The sequence below is a fragment of the Thioclava sp. DLFJ4-1 genome (assembly GCF_002020145.1).
Classification (GTDB): Bacteria; Pseudomonadota; Alphaproteobacteria; order Rhodobacterales; family Rhodobacteraceae; genus Thioclava; species Thioclava sediminum.
In genome coordinates this window covers 537,987-555,063 of sequence record NZ_MPZT01000003.1, presented here as the reverse complement: position 1 = coordinate 555,063, position 17,077 = coordinate 537,987, and the positions used below count along the sequence as shown (strand labels likewise).

Annotated in this window: 15 protein-coding genes; 9 read left to right on the top strand and 6 right to left on the bottom strand. The window is 62.9% G+C overall.

All coding sequences use genetic code 11. The annotated features are described in order from the left end of the window. Positions 1-7: 7 nt before the first annotated feature. Positions 8-514 carry a transcription termination/antitermination NusG family protein gene (locus BMI85_RS12440; RefSeq protein WP_078601499.1) on the bottom strand — a complete coding sequence of 169 codons (507 nt, stop codon included), beginning with the start codon at positions 512-514 and terminating at the stop codon, positions 8-10. Between the two features lie 195 nt (positions 515-709). Here BMI85_RS12440 and BMI85_RS12435 point away from each other — a divergent pair, with 195 nt between their 5' ends. The 4 genes from BMI85_RS12435 (at position 710) to BMI85_RS12420 (ending at position 5,474) form a co-directional block, all read left to right on the top strand. Beyond that, a complete protein-coding gene (locus BMI85_RS12435; protein WP_078601498.1) occupies positions 710-2,140 on the top strand; it encodes a mannose-1-phosphate guanylyltransferase/mannose-6-phosphate isomerase in 1,431 nt (476 codons plus the stop codon). Between the two features lie 140 nt (positions 2,141-2,280). Next, a complete protein-coding gene (locus BMI85_RS12430; protein ID WP_078601497.1) occupies positions 2,281-4,395 on the top strand; it encodes a YjbH domain-containing protein in 2,115 nt (704 codons plus the stop codon). Between the two features lie 71 nt (positions 4,396-4,466). Further along, positions 4,467-5,039 carry a YjbF family lipoprotein gene (locus BMI85_RS12425; RefSeq protein ID WP_210402348.1) on the top strand — a complete coding sequence of 191 codons (573 nt, stop codon included), beginning with the start codon at positions 4,467-4,469 and terminating at the stop codon, positions 5,037-5,039. 99 nt (positions 5,040-5,138) lie between these two features. Then, positions 5,139-5,474, top strand: a complete 336-nt coding sequence (locus BMI85_RS12420) for a hypothetical protein (protein WP_078523295.1) — start codon at positions 5,139-5,141, stop codon at positions 5,472-5,474. Positions 5,475-5,937: 463 nt separating this feature from the next. On the opposite strand, the gene BMI85_RS12415 is transcribed toward BMI85_RS12420, so the two are convergent. Beyond that, positions 5,938-6,996, bottom strand: a complete 1,059-nt coding sequence (locus BMI85_RS12415; protein ID WP_246832553.1) for a glycosyltransferase — start codon at positions 6,994-6,996, stop codon at positions 5,938-5,940. A gap of 413 nt (positions 6,997-7,409) precedes the next feature. On the opposite strand from BMI85_RS12415, the gene BMI85_RS12410 reads away from it, so the two are divergent. The 4 genes from BMI85_RS12410 (at position 7,410) to BMI85_RS12395 (ending at position 12,238) form a co-directional block, all read left to right on the top strand. Further along, a complete protein-coding gene (locus tag BMI85_RS12410) occupies positions 7,410-8,567 on the top strand; it encodes a polysaccharide biosynthesis/export family protein (protein ID WP_246832552.1) in 1,158 nt (385 codons plus the stop codon). 1 nt (position 8,568) lies between these two features. After that, positions 8,569-9,015, top strand: coding sequence for a low molecular weight protein-tyrosine-phosphatase (locus tag BMI85_RS12405; RefSeq protein ID WP_078601493.1), 447 nt, complete (start codon positions 8,569-8,571; stop codon positions 9,013-9,015). 61 nt (positions 9,016-9,076) lie between these two features. After that, a complete protein-coding gene (locus tag BMI85_RS12400) occupies positions 9,077-11,293 on the top strand; it encodes a polysaccharide biosynthesis tyrosine autokinase (RefSeq protein ID WP_078601492.1) in 2,217 nt (738 codons plus the stop codon). A 39-nt stretch (positions 11,294-11,332) separates the two neighbouring features. Continuing rightward, on the top strand, positions 11,333-12,238 hold the full coding sequence (locus BMI85_RS12395) for a glycosyltransferase family 92 protein (RefSeq protein ID WP_078601491.1): 906 nt from the start codon (positions 11,333-11,335) through the stop codon (positions 12,236-12,238). Here the strand turns inward: BMI85_RS12395 and BMI85_RS12390 are convergent. The 4 genes from BMI85_RS12390 to BMI85_RS12375 all read right to left on the bottom strand — a co-directional run bounded on the left by BMI85_RS12390 (position 12,235) and on the right by BMI85_RS12375 (position 15,666). Next, complete coding sequence (locus BMI85_RS12390) at positions 12,235-13,047, bottom strand: glycosyl transferase (RefSeq protein WP_078601490.1); 813 nt, start codon at positions 13,045-13,047, stop codon at positions 12,235-12,237. The two genes, BMI85_RS12395 and BMI85_RS12390, sit on opposite strands and share 4 nt — an antisense overlap. A gap of 72 nt (positions 13,048-13,119) precedes the next feature. After that, positions 13,120-13,815, bottom strand: a complete 696-nt coding sequence (locus BMI85_RS12385; protein ID WP_078601489.1) for a sulfotransferase — start codon at positions 13,813-13,815, stop codon at positions 13,120-13,122. A gap of 113 nt (positions 13,816-13,928) precedes the next feature. Next, the gene (locus BMI85_RS12380) at positions 13,929-15,275 is read right to left on the bottom strand and encodes a pilus assembly protein TadG-related protein (RefSeq protein ID WP_078601488.1); all 1,347 of its coding nucleotides are present in this window, start codon (positions 15,273-15,275) and stop codon (positions 13,929-13,931) included. 1 nt (position 15,276) lies between these two features. Further along, the gene (locus BMI85_RS12375; protein WP_158522156.1) at positions 15,277-15,666 is read right to left on the bottom strand and encodes a TadE/TadG family type IV pilus assembly protein; all 390 of its coding nucleotides are present in this window, start codon (positions 15,664-15,666) and stop codon (positions 15,277-15,279) included. A gap of 230 nt (positions 15,667-15,896) precedes the next feature. Between BMI85_RS12375 and BMI85_RS12370 the strand changes: the two genes are divergently transcribed. Next, a complete protein-coding gene (locus BMI85_RS12370; RefSeq protein WP_078601487.1) occupies positions 15,897-17,057 on the top strand; it encodes an RsmB/NOP family class I SAM-dependent RNA methyltransferase in 1,161 nt (386 codons plus the stop codon). Positions 17,058-17,077 lie beyond the last annotated feature (20 nt).

The following is a 17,077-nucleotide window of genomic DNA, read 5'->3' as shown; positions in this document are numbered from 1 at the left end:
GGCGGGTTTAGATCAAGGCGTCGGATGTCGCCTTGATCCGGGTCTCGCGGCCCATGAAATCCAGCAGCAGCCAGACCCGTTTCTCGGCATCTACCTTTTCGACCGTGGCCACGAAATCCGCGAAGGGGCCGGTCGCCAGCGTGACCTCGTCTCCCGGTGCGTAGTCCGGCAGCGGCTGCAGCTGGTCCTCCGCGTCGCAGCGCGCCTGCAGCGCCTTGATCATCGCATCGGGAACCGGTGTCGGGCGCCCCGCGAGCGCCACGAGCCGCGTGATCCCCTGCGTGCCGTTCACCGCGCCCAGACGCGCCGATTTCTCCTGTTCGCGCACGAAAAGATAGCCCGGAAAGAGCGGTGCGCTGCGGGTCACGAACTTGCCCGACTGGCGACGCGTCGTCTCGACCATCGGCAGGAAAATGTCGAACCGCTGCCGCTCCAGATTTCGCCGGGCGATCGCGGCGCTGTTGGGCTTGAACTGCGCCACATGCCACGCGCGGGCCGGGCTGTGATCGGTCATGAAAGGGCTTTCTGTTCAATCGAATTACGCCCGTATTGGCTGAGGGATCGGGCGCGGAAAGTCAATCAGGCAAGGCGAACCTGCGCGAAAACGTGCGCGCTTAGGTTGTCCGATCTGAAGTTAACCTTGCGTTAGGGATGCCTGTGCCAGGCTCGTGGCAGGCAGAAAATCTGCCGCTGTTTTGGGAGGATACGCATGATCACTCCGGTTCTTCTCGCGGGCGGATCGGGCACGCGGCTCTGGCCACTGTCCCGGCGCAGCTACCCTAAGCAATTCGCAGAACTGACTGGCCCCAAGACGCTGTTTCAGACCACGGCCGAACGGCTGTCGGGTGAGGGTTTCGCGCCCCCCGTGGTCCTGACACAGTCCGATTTTCGCTTCATCGCGACCGAGCAGCTTGCCGATACCGGGATCGACCCGGGCGCGGTGATGCTCGAGCCCGAGGGCCGCAACACCGCGCCCGCCATACTCGCGGCCGCGCTTTGGGTCGCGCAAAAGGCCGGAGAGCAGGCGCTGATGCTGGTCGCTCCGTCGGATCATGTCATCGCCGATTCAGACGCGTTTTGGCACGCGATCGCGGCGGCGGAGCCAGCGGCGCGGGCAGGGCGGCTGGTGACTTTCGGCATCACGCCCGACCGTGCGGAAACGGGGTATGGCTATCTCGAACCCGGTCGCGAGGCAGATGCGCAGGGCGTCGTGCCTTTGCTCCGGTTCATCGAGAAACCCGACGCTGCGCAGGCCTGCGCGATGTATGAGAGCGGGGATTACCTGTGGAATGCCGGGGTGTTCCTGTTTTCGGCAGGGGCAATCCTCGACGCAGCCCGAACCCATGCGCCGACGGTTCTCGCTCCGGTTGAAGCGGCCTTTGCCGCGGCGCGTGCCGATCTGGGATTTCTGCGCCTCGATCCGGAGGCATGGAGCGACGCCCCCGACATCTCCATCGATTACGCGATCATGGAGCGGGCAGAGACCGTCTCCGTCATGCCGATGCAGGCGGGCTGGTCCGATCTTGGCGACTGGGAGGGGGTGCGTCGTGCTAATCCGGGGACACGCGGGGATGGGGTGACGCTCTCTGGACCCGCGACGGCGATTGACTGTCGCGACAGCCTGCTGCGCTCCGAAGATCCGCGTATCGAGATGGTCGGGATCGGGCTTGAGGACGTGATCGCGGTGGCGATGCCTGATGCGGTGCTTGTTGCGCATCGCTCGCGCGCGCAGGATGTGAAGGCGGCGGTAAGCGCGCTCAAGGCGCGAAACGCCGCGCAAGCGACGGATTTTCCACGCGATCACAGGCCCTGGGGTTGGTTCGAACGCCTTGTACTCAGTGATCGTTTTCAGGTGAAGCGCATCACGGTCAAGCCCGGCGCGGCGCTCAGCCTGCAAAGCCATCACCACCGGGCGGAGCATTGGATCGTTGTGCAAGGCACCGCGCTGGTGACGCTGGGCCCCGAGACCCGCCTCGTGACGGAAAACGAATCCGTCTACATCCCGATCGGCGAGACGCATCGGCTCGAAAACCCCGGGAAGCTGCCGATGGTGCTGATCGAGGTGCAGACCGGCGCCTATCTGGGCGAGGATGACATCATCCGCTACGAAGACGTCTACATGCGCTTGGCCGGCGAATAGCAGCCAACTCGGCGGTGCGCCGCCACCACTCCGTGCAAATCTGCGACAGCTCCTTAAGAAAGCGTGAATTCGCGTTTCGGAGGAGTGCGACTCTCTGCTAGGTCTCCGATTGATTGTGACCGAGCCGGATTTTTGCAGACATGTTGGTGCGCCCCTACCGCTCCCGTTTCCTCTTCCTCGCGATGGCGAGCAGCGCGCTCGCAGGGGTCGGGTTTGGTCCCGCCTGCGCGCAATCCGCCGATCGCGCGTGGGGCTATAACAGCTATGGCATCCCCGGCCTGATCGACATGCCTGTCGCGGGCAGCCGCGAGGATGCGGAGCTGGGCTTCAACGTCTTCACCTTCGCAGGACAAACCCGCGTCTCGGCCGCGTTCCAGATCACGCCGCGCCTGTCGGCAGGCTTCCGGTATTCGACGATCAAGAACTACATGGGCGGCGATACGCTCTATGATCGCAGCTTCTCGATCCAGTATCGTTTCCTCGACGAGGGCCGGATCCGGCCCGCGATGGCCTTCGGCATCAACGACATGACCGGCACCGGTGTCTATTCCGGGGAATATGTCGTCGCGACCAAGTCGGTCACGCCGAAGCTGCGCGCGACGGCAGGGATCGGCTGGGGGCGGCTTGGGTCGAATAACGGCTTTGACAATCCGCTGGGCGTGCTGGGAGATCACTTCAAGACACGCGGAGAACGCACCGGCGCGCAAGGCGGGACTTTCCAGCCGCAGCAATGGTTTACCGGGGATGCCGCGCTGTTTGCCGGCGTCGAGTGGCAGGCGACGGACCGGTTGCGGCTGATGGCGGAATATTCCTCCGACGCCTATACGCGCGAGGACGGCCCGACCTTCGATCGCAAATCCCCGATCAACATCGCGGCGCAATACAAGCTCAGCGACAACGCCTCGCTCACGGCGGGCTATCTCTACGGCACCGATCTGAGCGTGCAGCTGAGCTATGCGCTGAACCCCAAACACAATACGCACCCGAGCGGGCTCAATGACGCGCCGCCGCCGGTCGTGCCGCGCGCGGGTGTCGAGGCGGCGCAAAGCTGGACGAACGATCCCGCTTATCTCGCGGCGAAACTCCGCCCGGGCTTGGCGCAACAGGGGCTTGTGCTGGAAGGCGCAAAGCTCAGCGGCTCCACCCTCGCGATCCAGATCCGCAACGATCGCTACAACGCGCCGCCCGAGGCGATCGGGCGCGCCGCCCGCGTGCTGAGTGCGCAGGCCCCGGCGAGCGTCGACCGCTTCGCGATCACCCTGTCGGAAAATTCGCAGCCAGTCTCGACCACGACGATCCGCCGCGACGATCTCGAGGCCTATGAATTCCACCCGGTCGGCGGCGAGTTGATGCGCGCCCATGCTCAGATCGACGGCGCGCCCGTACAGCTTCCGGTTGCGCCGGGCGCCTATCCGCGGTTCTCGTGGAATGTCGGGCCGTATCTGCGCCCGGGCCTCTTCGATCCCGACGATCCGTTGCGCGCCGATCTTGGTGTCAGCGTCAATGCGCAATACGAGATTGCGCCGGGCCTGCTGCTGTCCGGGCGCGTGAACCAGAAGGTGATCGGCAATCTCAATCAGGCGAACCGGCCCTCGGACTCGGTGCTGCCGCATGTGCGCTCGGATGCGTGGCTCTATTACAAAGGATCCGGGCCGACGGTTCCCGAACTGACGGGGGCCTATTTCTTCCGTCCCGGTCGCGATCTCTTCGGGCGTGTGACCGCGGGCTATCTAGAACCGATGTTCGCGGGCGTCTCGACCGAGCTGCTCTGGGCGCCGGAGCACAGCCGCCTCGCGCTCGGGGCCGAGCTGAACCGGGTGCGCCAGCGCGGCTATGACCAGCGCTTCGATCTGCGCGATTACGAGGTCACGACGGGCCATCTGTCGGCCTATTACCAGTTCACCGACCAGTTCTATACGCAGCTCGATGTGGGCCGGTATCTCGCGGGCGACTGGGGGGCGACGCTGAGCTTCTCGCGCGTTTTCGACAATGGCTGGAAAGTCGGCGTCTATGCGACGAAGACCGATGTGTCCTCGGCAGATTTCGGCGAGGGCTCCTTCGACAAGGGCTTCATGATCACGATCCCGCTGCACTGGGCGACGGGTCAAACGACGAAGCAACGTTATTCGACCGTGATTCAGCCGATCGTGCGCGATGGCGGGGCGCGGCTGGGGGTGTCGAACCGGCTTTACGGGATGGTGCGCGAGGATCAGCCCGCCTCCTTTGACGGCAATTGGGAGCGGTTCTGGCGATGAGATCACTCGTTTTCGGTGCGGCGCTGCTTGCGCTGGGGGGCTGTGCGCAGCTCGAAAATCTGAGCAATACCGTGACGCTCTCGGGCAGCCGTTCCGCGGGGCAGGGCGCGACTGCGCCGACTGCTCCAGCTCAAGGCGAGGGCGTCGGCGTGAAGGTTGTGACGCAGACCGCTCCCGCGCGCGGGCTCGAAGTGGTCATCCCGTCGCGCGACGCCAATGCGGTCCTGTCTCTGGCCGGGCGTAACGGCACGGTCGAAACCTGGCGCACGGATGACGACATCACGGTGTCCGTGGATCGTGGCGTGGTTGTTGCAACCAGAGGTTTAGGCGATGATCTGATGGCCGCGGACTCCGGACCGACGCTCGCCGCCCTTCGCGGGACGAAGATCGGCGCCTATCGCCGGACCTACCGCTTCCTCACGGCGGACAACCATTCCGATTATGTCCTGCTTGGCTGCGAAATGACGACAGCCGGAAACGAAACCCTCGCGGGGCAGAATTTGCTGCGTCACGAAGAAAAATGCAGCAATCCGAAAATGACCGTCACCAATATTTATTGGACCGATAAAAAGGGACGGATCCAAGCCGGGCGGCAATGGGTTTCCCCCACTGTCGGGCAGATCGCGATTGGTGTGCTCAACTAAGCCGGTTGAACCGTTCGGGATTAATTAACCCTATGGTTCACCAAAAGATTAATATAAGATTATCATGTCTTACCTATCCCAACCTAATCGGAGGTTTCGATGACGAAGTTCTTTACCGGTGCCATTGCAGTGGCAGCTACTCTCGCCGGCGCCCTTCCGGGTGCGGCGCAGGATCTGCAAGCGCCGGCCAATCTCAGCCATGACGCGCTCGTCGCTTGGGCAAAAGCCAATAACGTTTGTGAAACGGCCGTTTCCGATGCCGTTTACAACGCCGACGGGAACGTCGCTGTGACTTGCACGCCCAAGGCGACGAAGAGCACTCTTAGTGGCGCCACCCCGGTCGCAGCGGTGATCATTGGTGTCGGTCTTGCAGCGGCTGCGATGGGCAGCGGCGGCGGTACCAGTGGTACCAACGGGACCAACGGCACGAACTGATCCGTTCGAGCTGCGAATTAGGAAGGGCCCCGCATCTGCGGGGCCTTTTTGATTCGGGCTAAACCTAAGTCAGGCCAGAGAAACTGTTCAAATGGACAGCGGCTCCAGCAACTTTATTTCATGCCGATTCGCGCATCCTGTGATATGACATATTTGTGACGGGTATGAGGTGAATGGGGATTCACGCGATGCTTACGGGACTCGCAATTTTTCCTCTCGCGGCTCTGGTGTGGATGATGCTCTGCGAGAGTGTTGCACCTATGCAGGATGAAGCGCCGTATCGCGAGGTGGCTAAGTAGGGACCGCTTGGGCCGGTTACGGCCCCGGCGAGGTGGTGACGAGCGCCGATCCGCGCAGGATAGGTAAGACTCAATGCGCCAATCAGCGCTCGGCGCCACCTGAAAAGATACACGCAGACACGCTGCGCCACTTTGAGGCCCGAGTTGATAAGGGCCTATTTGCGTTAGATTTTTACCCGTTCACGGCGGGAAATGGCCATCGCGCGACGTAGTTTGCTGCCAAGCGCGACGCGGCGGTAGATCAGCATGTAGCAGACGAAGACCACGCCCACGCCTGCACCGAGGGCTGCGGGTGAGGTCGCGCTGAGCACAGTGATGGAACACGCGATCAAGCTGAGCGACCAGAGCACAACCGAGGTGATCGGATTGCGCATCTCCGGGCGTCCGAGCGACTCGGCGATTCGTTTCGCGCGACTGCGATAGACGAGGCTGTGGAGATGCAGGCGGTCCGCAGCCCCAGGATGCGTGCCGTCCCGCTTCATGCGACGCCGGATCGAGACCACGGTTTCGATCCACGGATAGGCGAGTGCGAGTACGGCGATCAGCGGGGAAATCTCATGATTTCGGGCGGGAAGGACAATTCCGATCACCGCGAGCACGAACCCCGTCGCATAGGCCCCGGCATCGCCGTAAAACAGCTTACCGGAGGGGAAATTCATCACAAAGAACCCCGCGATCGAGCCGATCATCAGCAGACAAATCGCGAGGATCGGTCCGTCATTGGTCTGTCCGGCGATCACCGCGAAGGCCGAGAAGACAATGATCGCGGAGCCGGATGCGAGCCCGTTCACGCCATCGATGATGTTGAGCGAATTGGCGATCCCGCCGATCGCGATGGCGCTGAGCGCGATTCCGAAGGCCGGGTAGTGGAGCAGCACGTAGTCGAGGCCGGGAATGTCCGAGCGATGAATATGATAGCCGGATACGAGGCAGAAGATCAGCCCGGCGCACACGGTGGCGATCAGGCGCCACTTGGCGGAGACTTTCTTGGTTATGTCCTCGATCGCGCCGGAGCCGAAGGCGGGAATGGCGCAAAGACAGATCGTCCACCAGAGCGCCTGCGTCTGCGCATCGAGCGTCAGACCCGCAGCCAAAACGCCTGCGAGGAGCGCAAAGCCCCCGATGCGCGGAGTTGGAGCTGCGTGGATTTTCTGGACACCATGATCGCCGTCGAGCGTGAGTTTGCCATGAAAGCTCTTGGTCGCAACGATCAGGACCGCCATTAACAGCGACGCAACAAAAGCTGTCACAACATACTCAAGACCAATCATACACTGCCCCCCGGCAATAAAAATCATTATCGCGGCGGCAAATCTTAATATTTTGCTAACGCGATAGAGTAAAAATAATGAAAATCGTACGTATACCGTCGATAGAGAGATACTTAACTTTGTTCCCGGGGGTCAACGTCCTTTCACACGACTTAGGCGAGTATTCGCGACAACGCCTCATCACCTCTTCGTGAGACTCGGGGTGACGTTGCGTCGCCTGAACAGTGTCACGAACGCGATGAAATCAATCCGGTTTCACGCTGTGCGCTGCTCGCCACAAGGTTGAAAGGCTTGGCGGGCGATTCATGCCGAAGTATGAATGGGCGGTTGAAAACAGCGACAGCTTCTCTATTCAGAGGCGCTAGATGAAGCCCGTCTCAGGTCCCTTGGCCGAGGAATGGGTGGCAGGCATAGGTTACGAGGCTCAGGAGGGCACGATGGGGGCAATGACGAGGATTTTCGCGGCGCTTTGCGCGTTGCTCTTTTTGGCCTCCTGCGACACTTCGGCCACAAATTTCCCGGTCAACACCCGCAATGTCAGTTCCGTTGAGGATCCGGCGGCGGGCGATGTCGCGATCGTTCGGCTCAGCCTCGCCAATGTTGCCACCTTCGGCGCACCGTCCGATCTGAGCGGCGGACGCACGACGCTGCCGTCGAGCGGCTACTGGAACTACCGCATCGGGCCGGGCGACCTGCTCGATATCGTCGTCTATGAACATCCCGAGCTGACCTCGCCCGCGGGCTCGACCCGGTCGCCCGCCGAGGGTGGTCTGCGCGTCAATTCGGACGGCACCTTCTACTATCCCTATGTCGGCAACGTGCAGGCCGCGGGCCGCACGCCGGAGCAGGTGCGCGCCGATCTCTCGCGCCAGCTGAAGGAATTCATTCCCTCGCCGCAGGTGTCGGTGCGCGTCGTGGGCTACAATTCGCAGACCGTGTCGGTCACTGGCGAGGTAGGGAAGCCTGCGCGGATCCCGCTGACCTCCAAGTCGCTTACGCTGCTTGATGCGATCAACGAGGCGGGCGGCCTGAACGAGACGGCCGATGCGCGCCAGGTGCTCGTCCGCCGCGGCGGGCGGAGCTATGCGGTCGACCTGCAGGCCTTCCTCAACCAGGGCATCGCCTCGAACAACCCCGTGCTGCGCAATGGCGATGTCGTCTCGGTGCAGCGCGCGACGAAGCTCGAAGCCTATCTCCTGGGGCAGTTGGTGAAACCCGGCCCGATCGATCTGACCAAGGACGATGTGAGCCTCACCGAAGCGGTCACCTCTGTCGGCGGGCTGAACACCAATCAGGCCGATGCGCGCGGGGTTTTCGTGTTCCGCGATACCCCGAGTGGCGTTGTCGTGTTCCAGCTCGATACGTCGAGTGCCGCTGCTTACGTGGTCGGCACGAAGTTCTTCCTGCATCCGCAGGACGTCGTCTATGTCACGACCGCTCCGGTCGCGAAGTGGAACCGCGTCGTTTCCAATATTCTGCCGACCCTGAGCACGGCCAAAGCCGCATCGGGGCTGGCGAACTGATATGGCGAAAGTCGGATCCATCCTCGTCGTCTGCGTTGGCAATATCTGCCGCTCCCCCGTGGGTGAACGGCTTCTGGCCGCGGCATTGCCTGACTCTAAAGTTACCTCGGCTGGTATCGGTGCGGTCGTCGGTGCGAGTGCTGACAAGACTATGACCGAGGTCTGTTCGGAAAACGGGCTGAGCCTCGACGGTCACGTCGCGCGCCAGTTCACCGCCGAGATCGGCGCCGAGCACGAATTAATCCTCGTTATGGAGGCGGGCCACAAGCGCGAGATTGCGCGTCGCGCACCGCAACTGGCCGGGCGGGTGATGCTGTTCGATCAGTGGATGGGGGGCAAAGGGATCGCCGACCCGTACAGGGAACCGATCGACGCCCATCGCAAGGCCTTCACGGAGATTTCCGCCGCGAGCGAGGCATGGGTCTCGCGGCTCGCACCGAAACGTTGATCCGCGTCAGGGCGGCATAGGCGTGGTTTTGTATAAGAATTTGAGAGTTTGAGCGGGACAGATGAAGCAAATTTCCGAGATAACGCAGAAACACGCCGCACAGCCCGAGGTCGCGGATGACGAGATCGACCTGATGGCGCTGGCAGGCGCGCTTCTGGCGGGCTGGAAATGGATCGCGCTGGCCTTCGTCATCGCTGTCGTTCTGGGTGCTTTTATTGCGCTGCGCAAACCGGTGATCTATCAGGCCACCGGTCTCTTGCAGCTCGAGCAATCGCAAAATGCGCTGGCCGCGCTGCCGACCTCGATGCAGGATATTCTGGGCAGCGACGGTGGCGGCAAATCGGAGGCGGAAACCCAGATCGCGATCATGTCCTCGCGGCTCGTTCTGGGGGAGGCGGCCAACAAGCTCAACCTGCAGAATTTCGTGATCCCGCGGCGTTTGCCGGTGATCGGTCTGCTGCCGGCCAATCTGCATCTGCCGGATCCGGGGCTGCTCGATCAGTATCAATGGGCGAATGAGAGCCTGCAGATCGGGCGGATGAAAGTTCCGGAGCAATGGCTCGGTGAGGTGATCGACCTGCGGGTCACCGGTACGGATAGCTACGAAGTCACGCTGCCGGACGGGACCGATCTCGCGGGTACGGTGGGCCACGAGATCACGGCGCGTGATGGCGATTTTACCTTGGCCCTGGCATCGATGGATGCCCCGGCCGGGCGGGAATTCTTTGTCGGGCGGCAATCGCTGAACGCCGCGATCAAGACGATGAAGGCGAATTTCTCGGTCTCCGAAAGTCCGCGCGGTTCGAACATCCTCCAGACCTCGTATCAGGACACCGATCGCCAGCGGGCCGAAGCGATCCTGAATGCGATCGCGGCGTCCTTCGTGGAGCAGAATATCGAGCGCAATTCGGCTTCCGCCGAGAACAGCCTCAATTTTATTGAGAAACAGCTTCCCGACGCCCGCCAGAACGTGTCCGACGCGGAACAGGCGCTCAACGCCTATCGTCAGAAGCAGAAATCGGTCGATGTCAAATACGAGACCCAGGCCCTGCTCGAGCGCGTGACAAAGATCGAGGGTGAGCTCTCTGCACTCGATCTAAAAGAGGCAGAGCTAAAGAACCAGTACACGGTCAATCACCCCGCCTATCAGGCGCTGCTGCAGAACCGCAAAGAGCTGCAGGCGCAGCTCGATCAGGCGAAGAAGGCGACCCAAGGGCTGCCGGAGACGCAGAAGGACATCTTCAACCTGCAGCGCAATCTTGAAGTGGCGCAGCAGGTCTACACCCAGCTGCTGAACCGCTCGCAGGAACTGAAGGTTGTGCGCGCTTCCACGGTGGGCTCAGTCCGCGTGATCGACAAAGCCTATGCCAGCACGATCCCGGTCGCGCCGCGCAAATCGCGGATCGTGGCCCTCGCGGCCATCCTCGGCCTGATCATCGGGGCGGCCATCGTGCTGATCCGTCGCGCGCTGCGCCGGGGGATCAAGGGCGCCGAAGAGATCGAGGCGCTCGGCCTTCCGGTCTTCGCAACCGTGCCCTTCGCACAGGAAGCCGCCGATCTGCGCAACCGCAAGGGCGATCTGCCGATCTTCGCGCTCGAACATCCCGAGGCGGTCGCGACCGAGGCGCTGCGCTCCTTGCGCACCTCGCTGCATTTCGGGCTGCTGGATGCGCAGACCAACTCGATCCAGATCACCTCCGCCGCGCCGGGTGTCGGTAAGACATTCATGTCGATCAACCTCGCCGTGGTTGCGGCGCAGGCGGGGCAGCGGGTCTGCGTGATCGATGCGGATATGCGCAAAGGCTACCTCGCGCGCTTCCTGCATCTGCCGAAAACGGTGGAAGGCCTTTCCGACTATCTCGGCCATGAGAAATCCCTGGCGGAGGTGATGCGCGACGGGCCGGTCGAGGGGCTGAAAGTCATCACCTCGGGCCGTTATCCGCCGAACCCGTCCGAGCTGCTGATGCGGGCCGAGTTCGGGACCATGCTGCGCCAACTCGATAGCGAATTCGATCTGATCATCGTCGACGCGCCGCCTGCGCTGGCCGTGACCGACCCGGTCGTGATCGGACGCTCCGTGGGCGCGAGCATCGCGGTCGCGCGCCATCTCGAGACGATGCAGGGCGCGGTGCGCGCGGTGCAGGCGAGCTTCGAAGCGGCGGGCACGTCGATTACCGGTGCGGTCCTCAACGGCTTCAAGGCCGAGGCGAGTGAGCGCTATGGCGGCCATTACCAATATCATTATAACTACCGCTACAGCTACAAATCCGACGACTGAGCGGGGGAGTCCCGTTCGTGGCTTGGACGGGAGGCGCGAATGCTGCGAAAACTGCTGGGCCGGGCGAAAATCTCGAAGCTCGGGATCACCACGCCCGAGCCGCGTCCGGACCGTCATGGCATCGCGATTGCTGCGATCGTGCGCAATGAGGCGCGGTTCATCCGCGAATGGGCGCGGTTCCACCATGCGGCAGGCGTGCGGCATTTCGTGATCTATGATGACGCAAGCACGGACGAGACCCGCGCGGTGTTGCAGGACACGCTGCCGCCCGAGGCGCTCACGATCATCCCCTGGGCACAGCGGCTGAGCGACATCCGTCTCGGGCGCGAGATCCACAATCAGGTGCTCGCCTATGCTCATGCGGCTGGGAATTTCGGGAGCGACGTGCGCTGGATGGCCTTCATCGACGTGGATGAGTTCCTGATCCCCACCGCGGGAGACGATCTGAACGCCGCACTTGCGCCTCTGGGCGATATCCCGAATGTCTCGCTGCCGTGGCACATGTTCGGCTTCTCCGGCCATGAGAGGACGCCCGAGGGCGGGATGCTCGCCAATTTCACCACCCGTGCACGCGATCCGATGGGCGACGCGCCGGGGCTGCGGGCGTTCAAGATGCTCGTCGATCCGTGCCGCCTGACGGCGCTGCGCGTTCATTCGATGGAGACCGAGGGCGGGCCGGCGACGTGGAACGACGCGGGGGTGAAATCCGACATGAGCGCGCGCGACAAGCCGGAGTTCTACTCCACCGCTGCCGTGCAGCTGAACCACTATTACACGCGCTCGAAAGCTGATCTGGAGGCGAAGATCGCGCGCGGGCCGAACCTTGTGGCCAAGCGCGAGGCTTATCGGCGCAAGGTGATGCGCACCGTGAACAGCGTCGAGGCCGACACGGTCGAGGATACGCGCGCCCGCGACCTGGCCACGCGGCTCGGGATCACCGGTTAAGGATCTTTGCGCCAGTTCTCCTCGACCCATTTCGTGGGCCAGAGGAAATGCCGCAGGTGGCGCAGCATCGATCCGTCCCGCTCACCGCGCAGGCCAGCTTTCACATGCTCCATCGGCGCCATATGGGTCGAGCGGCTGTTCCAGCGCCCCTCGATCGCGTCGATCGGGTTCAACCCGCCGGGGAAGATCACGACTTTCGCATCCTTCGGCAGTTTCGGCGGTGCGAAGAAGTTCATCGGGAATTGCCGGATGCAGTGCCACTTGAAGGTCGCGACCCAGCCCTTCGGCCAGAACTTCACACCACCCGGCGTGCGCCGCGTCACGAAGCGCTGCTCGAAGACGTATTTCTCCGCCGTGCCCTGAGGATCGGCGAGGAATTCCTCGCGCAACGGCGCCAGCTTGCCGATCGGGAAACGGTAGAGCGAGGTCTGGCCCAGTCGCTCGAACGGGGTGTTCGGGTTGCGGGTCAGGATCACGTCATCGGGGTCGCCGTACTCGAACATCGCATCGAGATTGCCGGTCACGACCACGTCGAGGTCGAGAAACAGCACCGGCCCCGACAGCCCGCCCAGATCCGAGCGCCACAGCCGCGACTTGCCCCAGATGCCCTGACGCACATTGGGCATGTCGCAATCGAGTTCGGGCAGCGGCATTGCGGTGATACCCGGATCGAGCCCCTCGAACGTGTCGGTGAAGCAGTAGAAATCGAAGGGCGGCGTCACATGGCGCGCGACCATTCCGTAGAGGCGGTTGACGTAATCGACGCCGTATTTCTTGCCCCAGCGGATACAGATGATCTGTTTCTTCATGCGACACCTTTTTGAGTTACGCGCCCTCAATAGCCCCAGCGGGCGGGGCCGTGCAATCGCGGATCGGTGGGGTCAGCGGAAGAAGCGCGGCCGCAGATGGGCGTTGAGCTTTTTCGCCAAGCGCTTGAGCGGGTGCATCTTCTTGCCGCGTGTGCGTCCGATATCCTGCAGATCCGCCGCATCGAGCCCATAGGCGGGCAGGCGGGCCGCGAGGTCGGCGGCGCTGTCACGGTCGAGATCGAACTCCACATATTGATCCGGCTTGTCGGCCATATAGGCGCGCACATCGGACAGATGCGCATCCCATTCCGCGCGCCATTGACCTTTAAGCTCTTCGAGATCGGTCAGCCCCCGTGCCGCCAGTTCGCGCTTGGCAAACTCGCCATGGCCATGCTTGAGGCGCGACGCGATCCAGCCCTCGCGGTCGCGGAAGTTCAACAGCAGGATCGTGTCGGGATAGTCGCGCAGGATCTCGCGGAAGGCCGTGGCACCTTCCCAGGTCACGGTGCCGTCGCTGTAGATCAGGTCGCAGTAGAAGGTGAAATCCTCGGCGCTGGCAAAGACCTTGCGCCCGGCGGCGAGGTTCTCGCGCATCACCCGGCCGATGCGGCGCGGTACGGGGCGGCCTTCGCGGATCTTGTGGTGAACGGTGGGGTGGCCTGCCGCGCGAAACAGCTCGGCCAGCGAACGCGTGCCGCATTTGTTGAAACCGATCGCGACGACGCGCGGCAGGGAGTGCGGTTGCGCGGATGCGGCGCGATCAGGCATGGCGACCTCGGAGCGAGTGAGACAGGAGCGGCGAAAACGTAACTTCTCCTATCCCATCTTGGGCGGATCGTTTCAATCGCGCTTTGCGCGTCTGGCGACCCGCCGCAAGCCGGTTACATCCGCAGCCGGAAGTAGCTCATCTCGATATTGCCTTCCATCCCGGTATCGCAATGACCGAACCGCGAGTTGGAGGTGCCGTCGATCTTGCCGCCGGAGACGATCGCGACACCTTCGATCCCGTCGGCCTGTGCCGAAAAGCTCACATCCTTCACCGCGAGGATCTGGCCGCCGAAGAAGGAGATTTTCGCTGCCGAGGAGACACCGCCCATAGTGATCAGTTTCGCGCCGCCGTCAGGTGCGCAATTGTCATCGCGCCCAATGCGCAGCCCCTGCGGAGCCGAGAAGCTACGATCGTCGGTCGAGGTGTTCGCGAAGATCGCGTTTTCGAGTGCAACGCCATTGCCGAATTTCACCGGGCAATCCGCGATCACAGCGACTTCCGAGATCACGGCGGGATCGGTCGTCACAGTGTCGTCGACCTTGCTCGGCACCGAGATCGTCACGCTCGAATTGCAGTCGAGCACATAGAGATTGCCGGGGGTGAATTCGGTAGTTTCAAGCTTCGTTCCGGTAAGGACCGTCGGGGTTCTGTTCGTGATATAGGCCGGCAAGTAGCCGGTGCCGTCCCGCATGGACTGGATGATTTTCGGAATCCGGTCGAGCACGCGCAGCTTGTAGAAGGAGGTGCGCAGCGCCTCTTGCAGCCCGTCATTCTTCGTGAAGCCCGAGGCGGGAATGTCGAGCTTGCTGGTGTCGGGCATCGACACGATCGCGCCGCTCTCGAAGAGGTTGTTCTGATTGAGCGAAACATATTGCGCCGCATAGAGGCAGAAGCCCGAAGCGAAGCTGTTGCCCGATTGCAGGTCGATAACGCCTTTCGCGGCCAGACCTTCGGTGAGGCAGGCGGGCTGATAGGCTTCGGCCACGGCGCCGGTGTTGATCTGCCAACCGTCCTGACCGATCACCTTGCCGAAGAAGGTGGGTGCGGCGTTCGCGCGCTCGGTCGTGCGATGGGCCATCACGCGGACGGCCGGGCTCAGATCGAGGTCTTCGGCGTAATCCGTGACGAAGCGGTGATTGGTCGCGTCGTAATAGCCGAAGGTCACGTCGTCTTTTGTGATCACCGAAGTCCCGTCATCGGAGGCGAGGTTGGAATGCGCCAACTGGGCCGCACGGGTCTTCGCCTCGTCTTTGGTGATCAGCGGGTCGGATGAGAGGTACATCGCACCGAGCGCCGCTGCATCGGCCGCGTCCTGCATCACCACCCGATTGCGATAGCCGTTCGAGACGTCGAGCGCGAGGCTGCCGACAGCGAGGAACAGGATCGTCCAGAACAGCGAAAGCTGGGTGATCATGCCATCTTCTTCAGCGGTAAAATCGGTAATCGTTACGCGGTTCATGTCAGGACTCCATGTAGCGGTAGTCGTGGACCGTGAGGTCCATGTTGAGAACTCTGGTGAAAAGACCTGTAGCGACGAGTTCGGACATCGGGATCGTCACGCGGGTCTCGATGATCCCGTCTGTGACCTGCGTGTCGACCGTGTACGTATTTTCGTCATAGGGCAGCAGGGCGCGCAGGCGCGCCATCGTGTCCTCGTCATTCTCGAACCGCCCAACCGAGTAGGCGCGATCGACATCCTGCACGATACCGAGGATCCGCGACTGGGCGTTGAAGATGAGGGAAACATCGACGGTCGCGGCGAGCATCCCGATAAACAACGGCAGCCAGAGCAATGCTTCGATCGTTGTGGCGCCGTCTTCGGCGGAGAAGAAACTCTTTAAACGCTTCAAGACAGGACGCCCCATGGTTGAAAACGGTTGATTAACTATCTCCAGTTGCAAAAAGCGAAACTACCGCGGCGTAAATATGGCGAAATTGCGAAAATGGGGCAGAAATTGATCGGAATCGACACATTTGGGCGCGCGATGCTTCGGGCTGCGGTCTTTGCAGCGCGACGTTGCGCCGGTCCCCGCCGCCGCCTACAACGCCCCCAGACCACAGCTTAATTCGGAGCTCGCCCATGACGCCCGCCGCGCGCTATGCCGCCGCCATCGATATTCTCGACCGCATCCGGACGGGCGAGGTGGCCGAGCGCGCGCTGACCAACTGGGCGCGCGGCCACCGTTTCGCGGGCTCCAAGGACCGCGCGGCGATCCGCGATCACGTCTTCGATGTGTTGCGCTGCAAGGCGAGTGCCGCGCTTGCCGGGGGCGGGGCGCAGGGACGTTCGCTGGTCGCCGGGCTGCTCCGCTTGCAGGGCACCGATCCCGTAACGATCTTCACGGGCGAGGGCTTTGCGCCCGCGCCTCTCACGGAAGAGGAGCGCGCGGCCCTGTCCAAGCTTTTGCCCGACGACATTGCGCAATTGGACTGGCCCGATTGGCTGCGCGACCAGCTTGCCGCCGATCTCGGGCCGGACTTCGACGAAATTTCCGGGGCGATGCGCGCCCGGGCGCCGGTGTTCCTGCGCGTCAATATTGCGAAAGCGGACCGTGCCGAGGCAATCGCCGCGCTCGCCAAGGACGGGATCGAGGCGTTCCCGCATCCGCTCGCAGAGACCGCGCTGGAGCTTGGCGAAGGCGCGCGGCGCATTCAGCAGTCGGCGGCCTATATGGACGGTCTGGTGGAATTGCAGGATGCGGCGTCGCAAGCCGCAATCTCGTCCGTTCCGATCGCGGCGGGTCAGCGCGTGCTCGACTATTGCGCGGGCGGCGGGGGCAAGGCGCTGGCGCTGGCCGCGGCCTGTCCCGGGGCCAAGATCGCGGCGCATGACATCGATGCGGGGCGGATGCGCGATCTGCCCATCCGCGCAAAGCGGGCGGGGGCAAAAGTGACCCTGTGCGCGCCGGGCGATCCTGGGACGGGCTATGACCTCGTGCTGGTCGACGCGCCCTGTTCGGGCTCGGGGACCTGGCGCCGGACGCCGGATGCGAAATGGCGTCTGAGTGCTGCGCGTCTGACCGAACTTGTCGCCCTGCAGAGCGAAATTCTCGACGCGGCCCGCGACCTCGTCGCCCCCGGCGGACGTCTGGTCTACATGACGTGCTCTCTTCTTTCGGTCGAGAATGGCGCGCAGATCGCCGATTTCGTGACGCGTCACGGCTGCGAGCTGTTGTCGCGGCGGCAATTCACGCCGCTCTCCGGTGGTGACGGGTTTTTCGTGGCCCAACTCCAGCTTTGATTTTTCTGCCACTTTTGCAG

Bases quoted from the DNA above. Each gene is read 5' to 3' on its own strand.
- BMI85_RS12395 (WP_078601491.1), top strand. From the start codon at position 11,333: ATGCTGCGAAAACTGCTGGGCCGGGCGAAAATCTCGAAGCTCGGGATC.
- BMI85_RS12410 (WP_246832552.1), top strand. From the start codon at position 7,410: ATGAAGCCCGTCTCAGGTCCCTTGGCCGAGGAATGGGTGGCAGGCATA.
- BMI85_RS12370 (WP_078601487.1), top strand. From the start codon at position 15,897: ATGACGCCCGCCGCGCGCTATGCCGCCGCCATCGATATTCTCGACCGC.
- BMI85_RS12440 (WP_078601499.1), bottom strand. From the start codon at position 514: ATGACCGATCACAGCCCGGCCCGCGCGTGGCATGTGGCGCAGTTCAAG.
- BMI85_RS12380 (WP_078601488.1), bottom strand. From the start codon at position 15,275: ATGAACCGCGTAACGATTACCGATTTTACCGCTGAAGAAGATGGCATG.
- BMI85_RS12415 (WP_246832553.1), bottom strand. From the start codon at position 6,996: ATGGCGGTCCTGATCGTTGCGACCAAGAGCTTTCATGGCAAACTCACG.
- BMI85_RS12405 (WP_078601493.1), top strand. From the start codon at position 8,569: ATGGCGAAAGTCGGATCCATCCTCGTCGTCTGCGTTGGCAATATCTGC.
- BMI85_RS12400 (WP_078601492.1), top strand. From the start codon at position 9,077: ATGAAGCAAATTTCCGAGATAACGCAGAAACACGCCGCACAGCCCGAG.
- BMI85_RS12430 (WP_078601497.1), top strand. From the start codon at position 2,281: ATGTTGGTGCGCCCCTACCGCTCCCGTTTCCTCTTCCTCGCGATGGCG.
- BMI85_RS12385 (WP_078601489.1), bottom strand. From the start codon at position 13,815: ATGCCTGATCGCGCCGCATCCGCGCAACCGCACTCCCTGCCGCGCGTC.
- BMI85_RS12420 (WP_078523295.1), top strand. From the start codon at position 5,139: ATGACGAAGTTCTTTACCGGTGCCATTGCAGTGGCAGCTACTCTCGCC.
- BMI85_RS12390 (WP_078601490.1), bottom strand. From the start codon at position 13,047: ATGAAGAAACAGATCATCTGTATCCGCTGGGGCAAGAAATACGGCGTC.
- BMI85_RS12435 (WP_078601498.1), top strand. From the start codon at position 710: ATGATCACTCCGGTTCTTCTCGCGGGCGGATCGGGCACGCGGCTCTGG.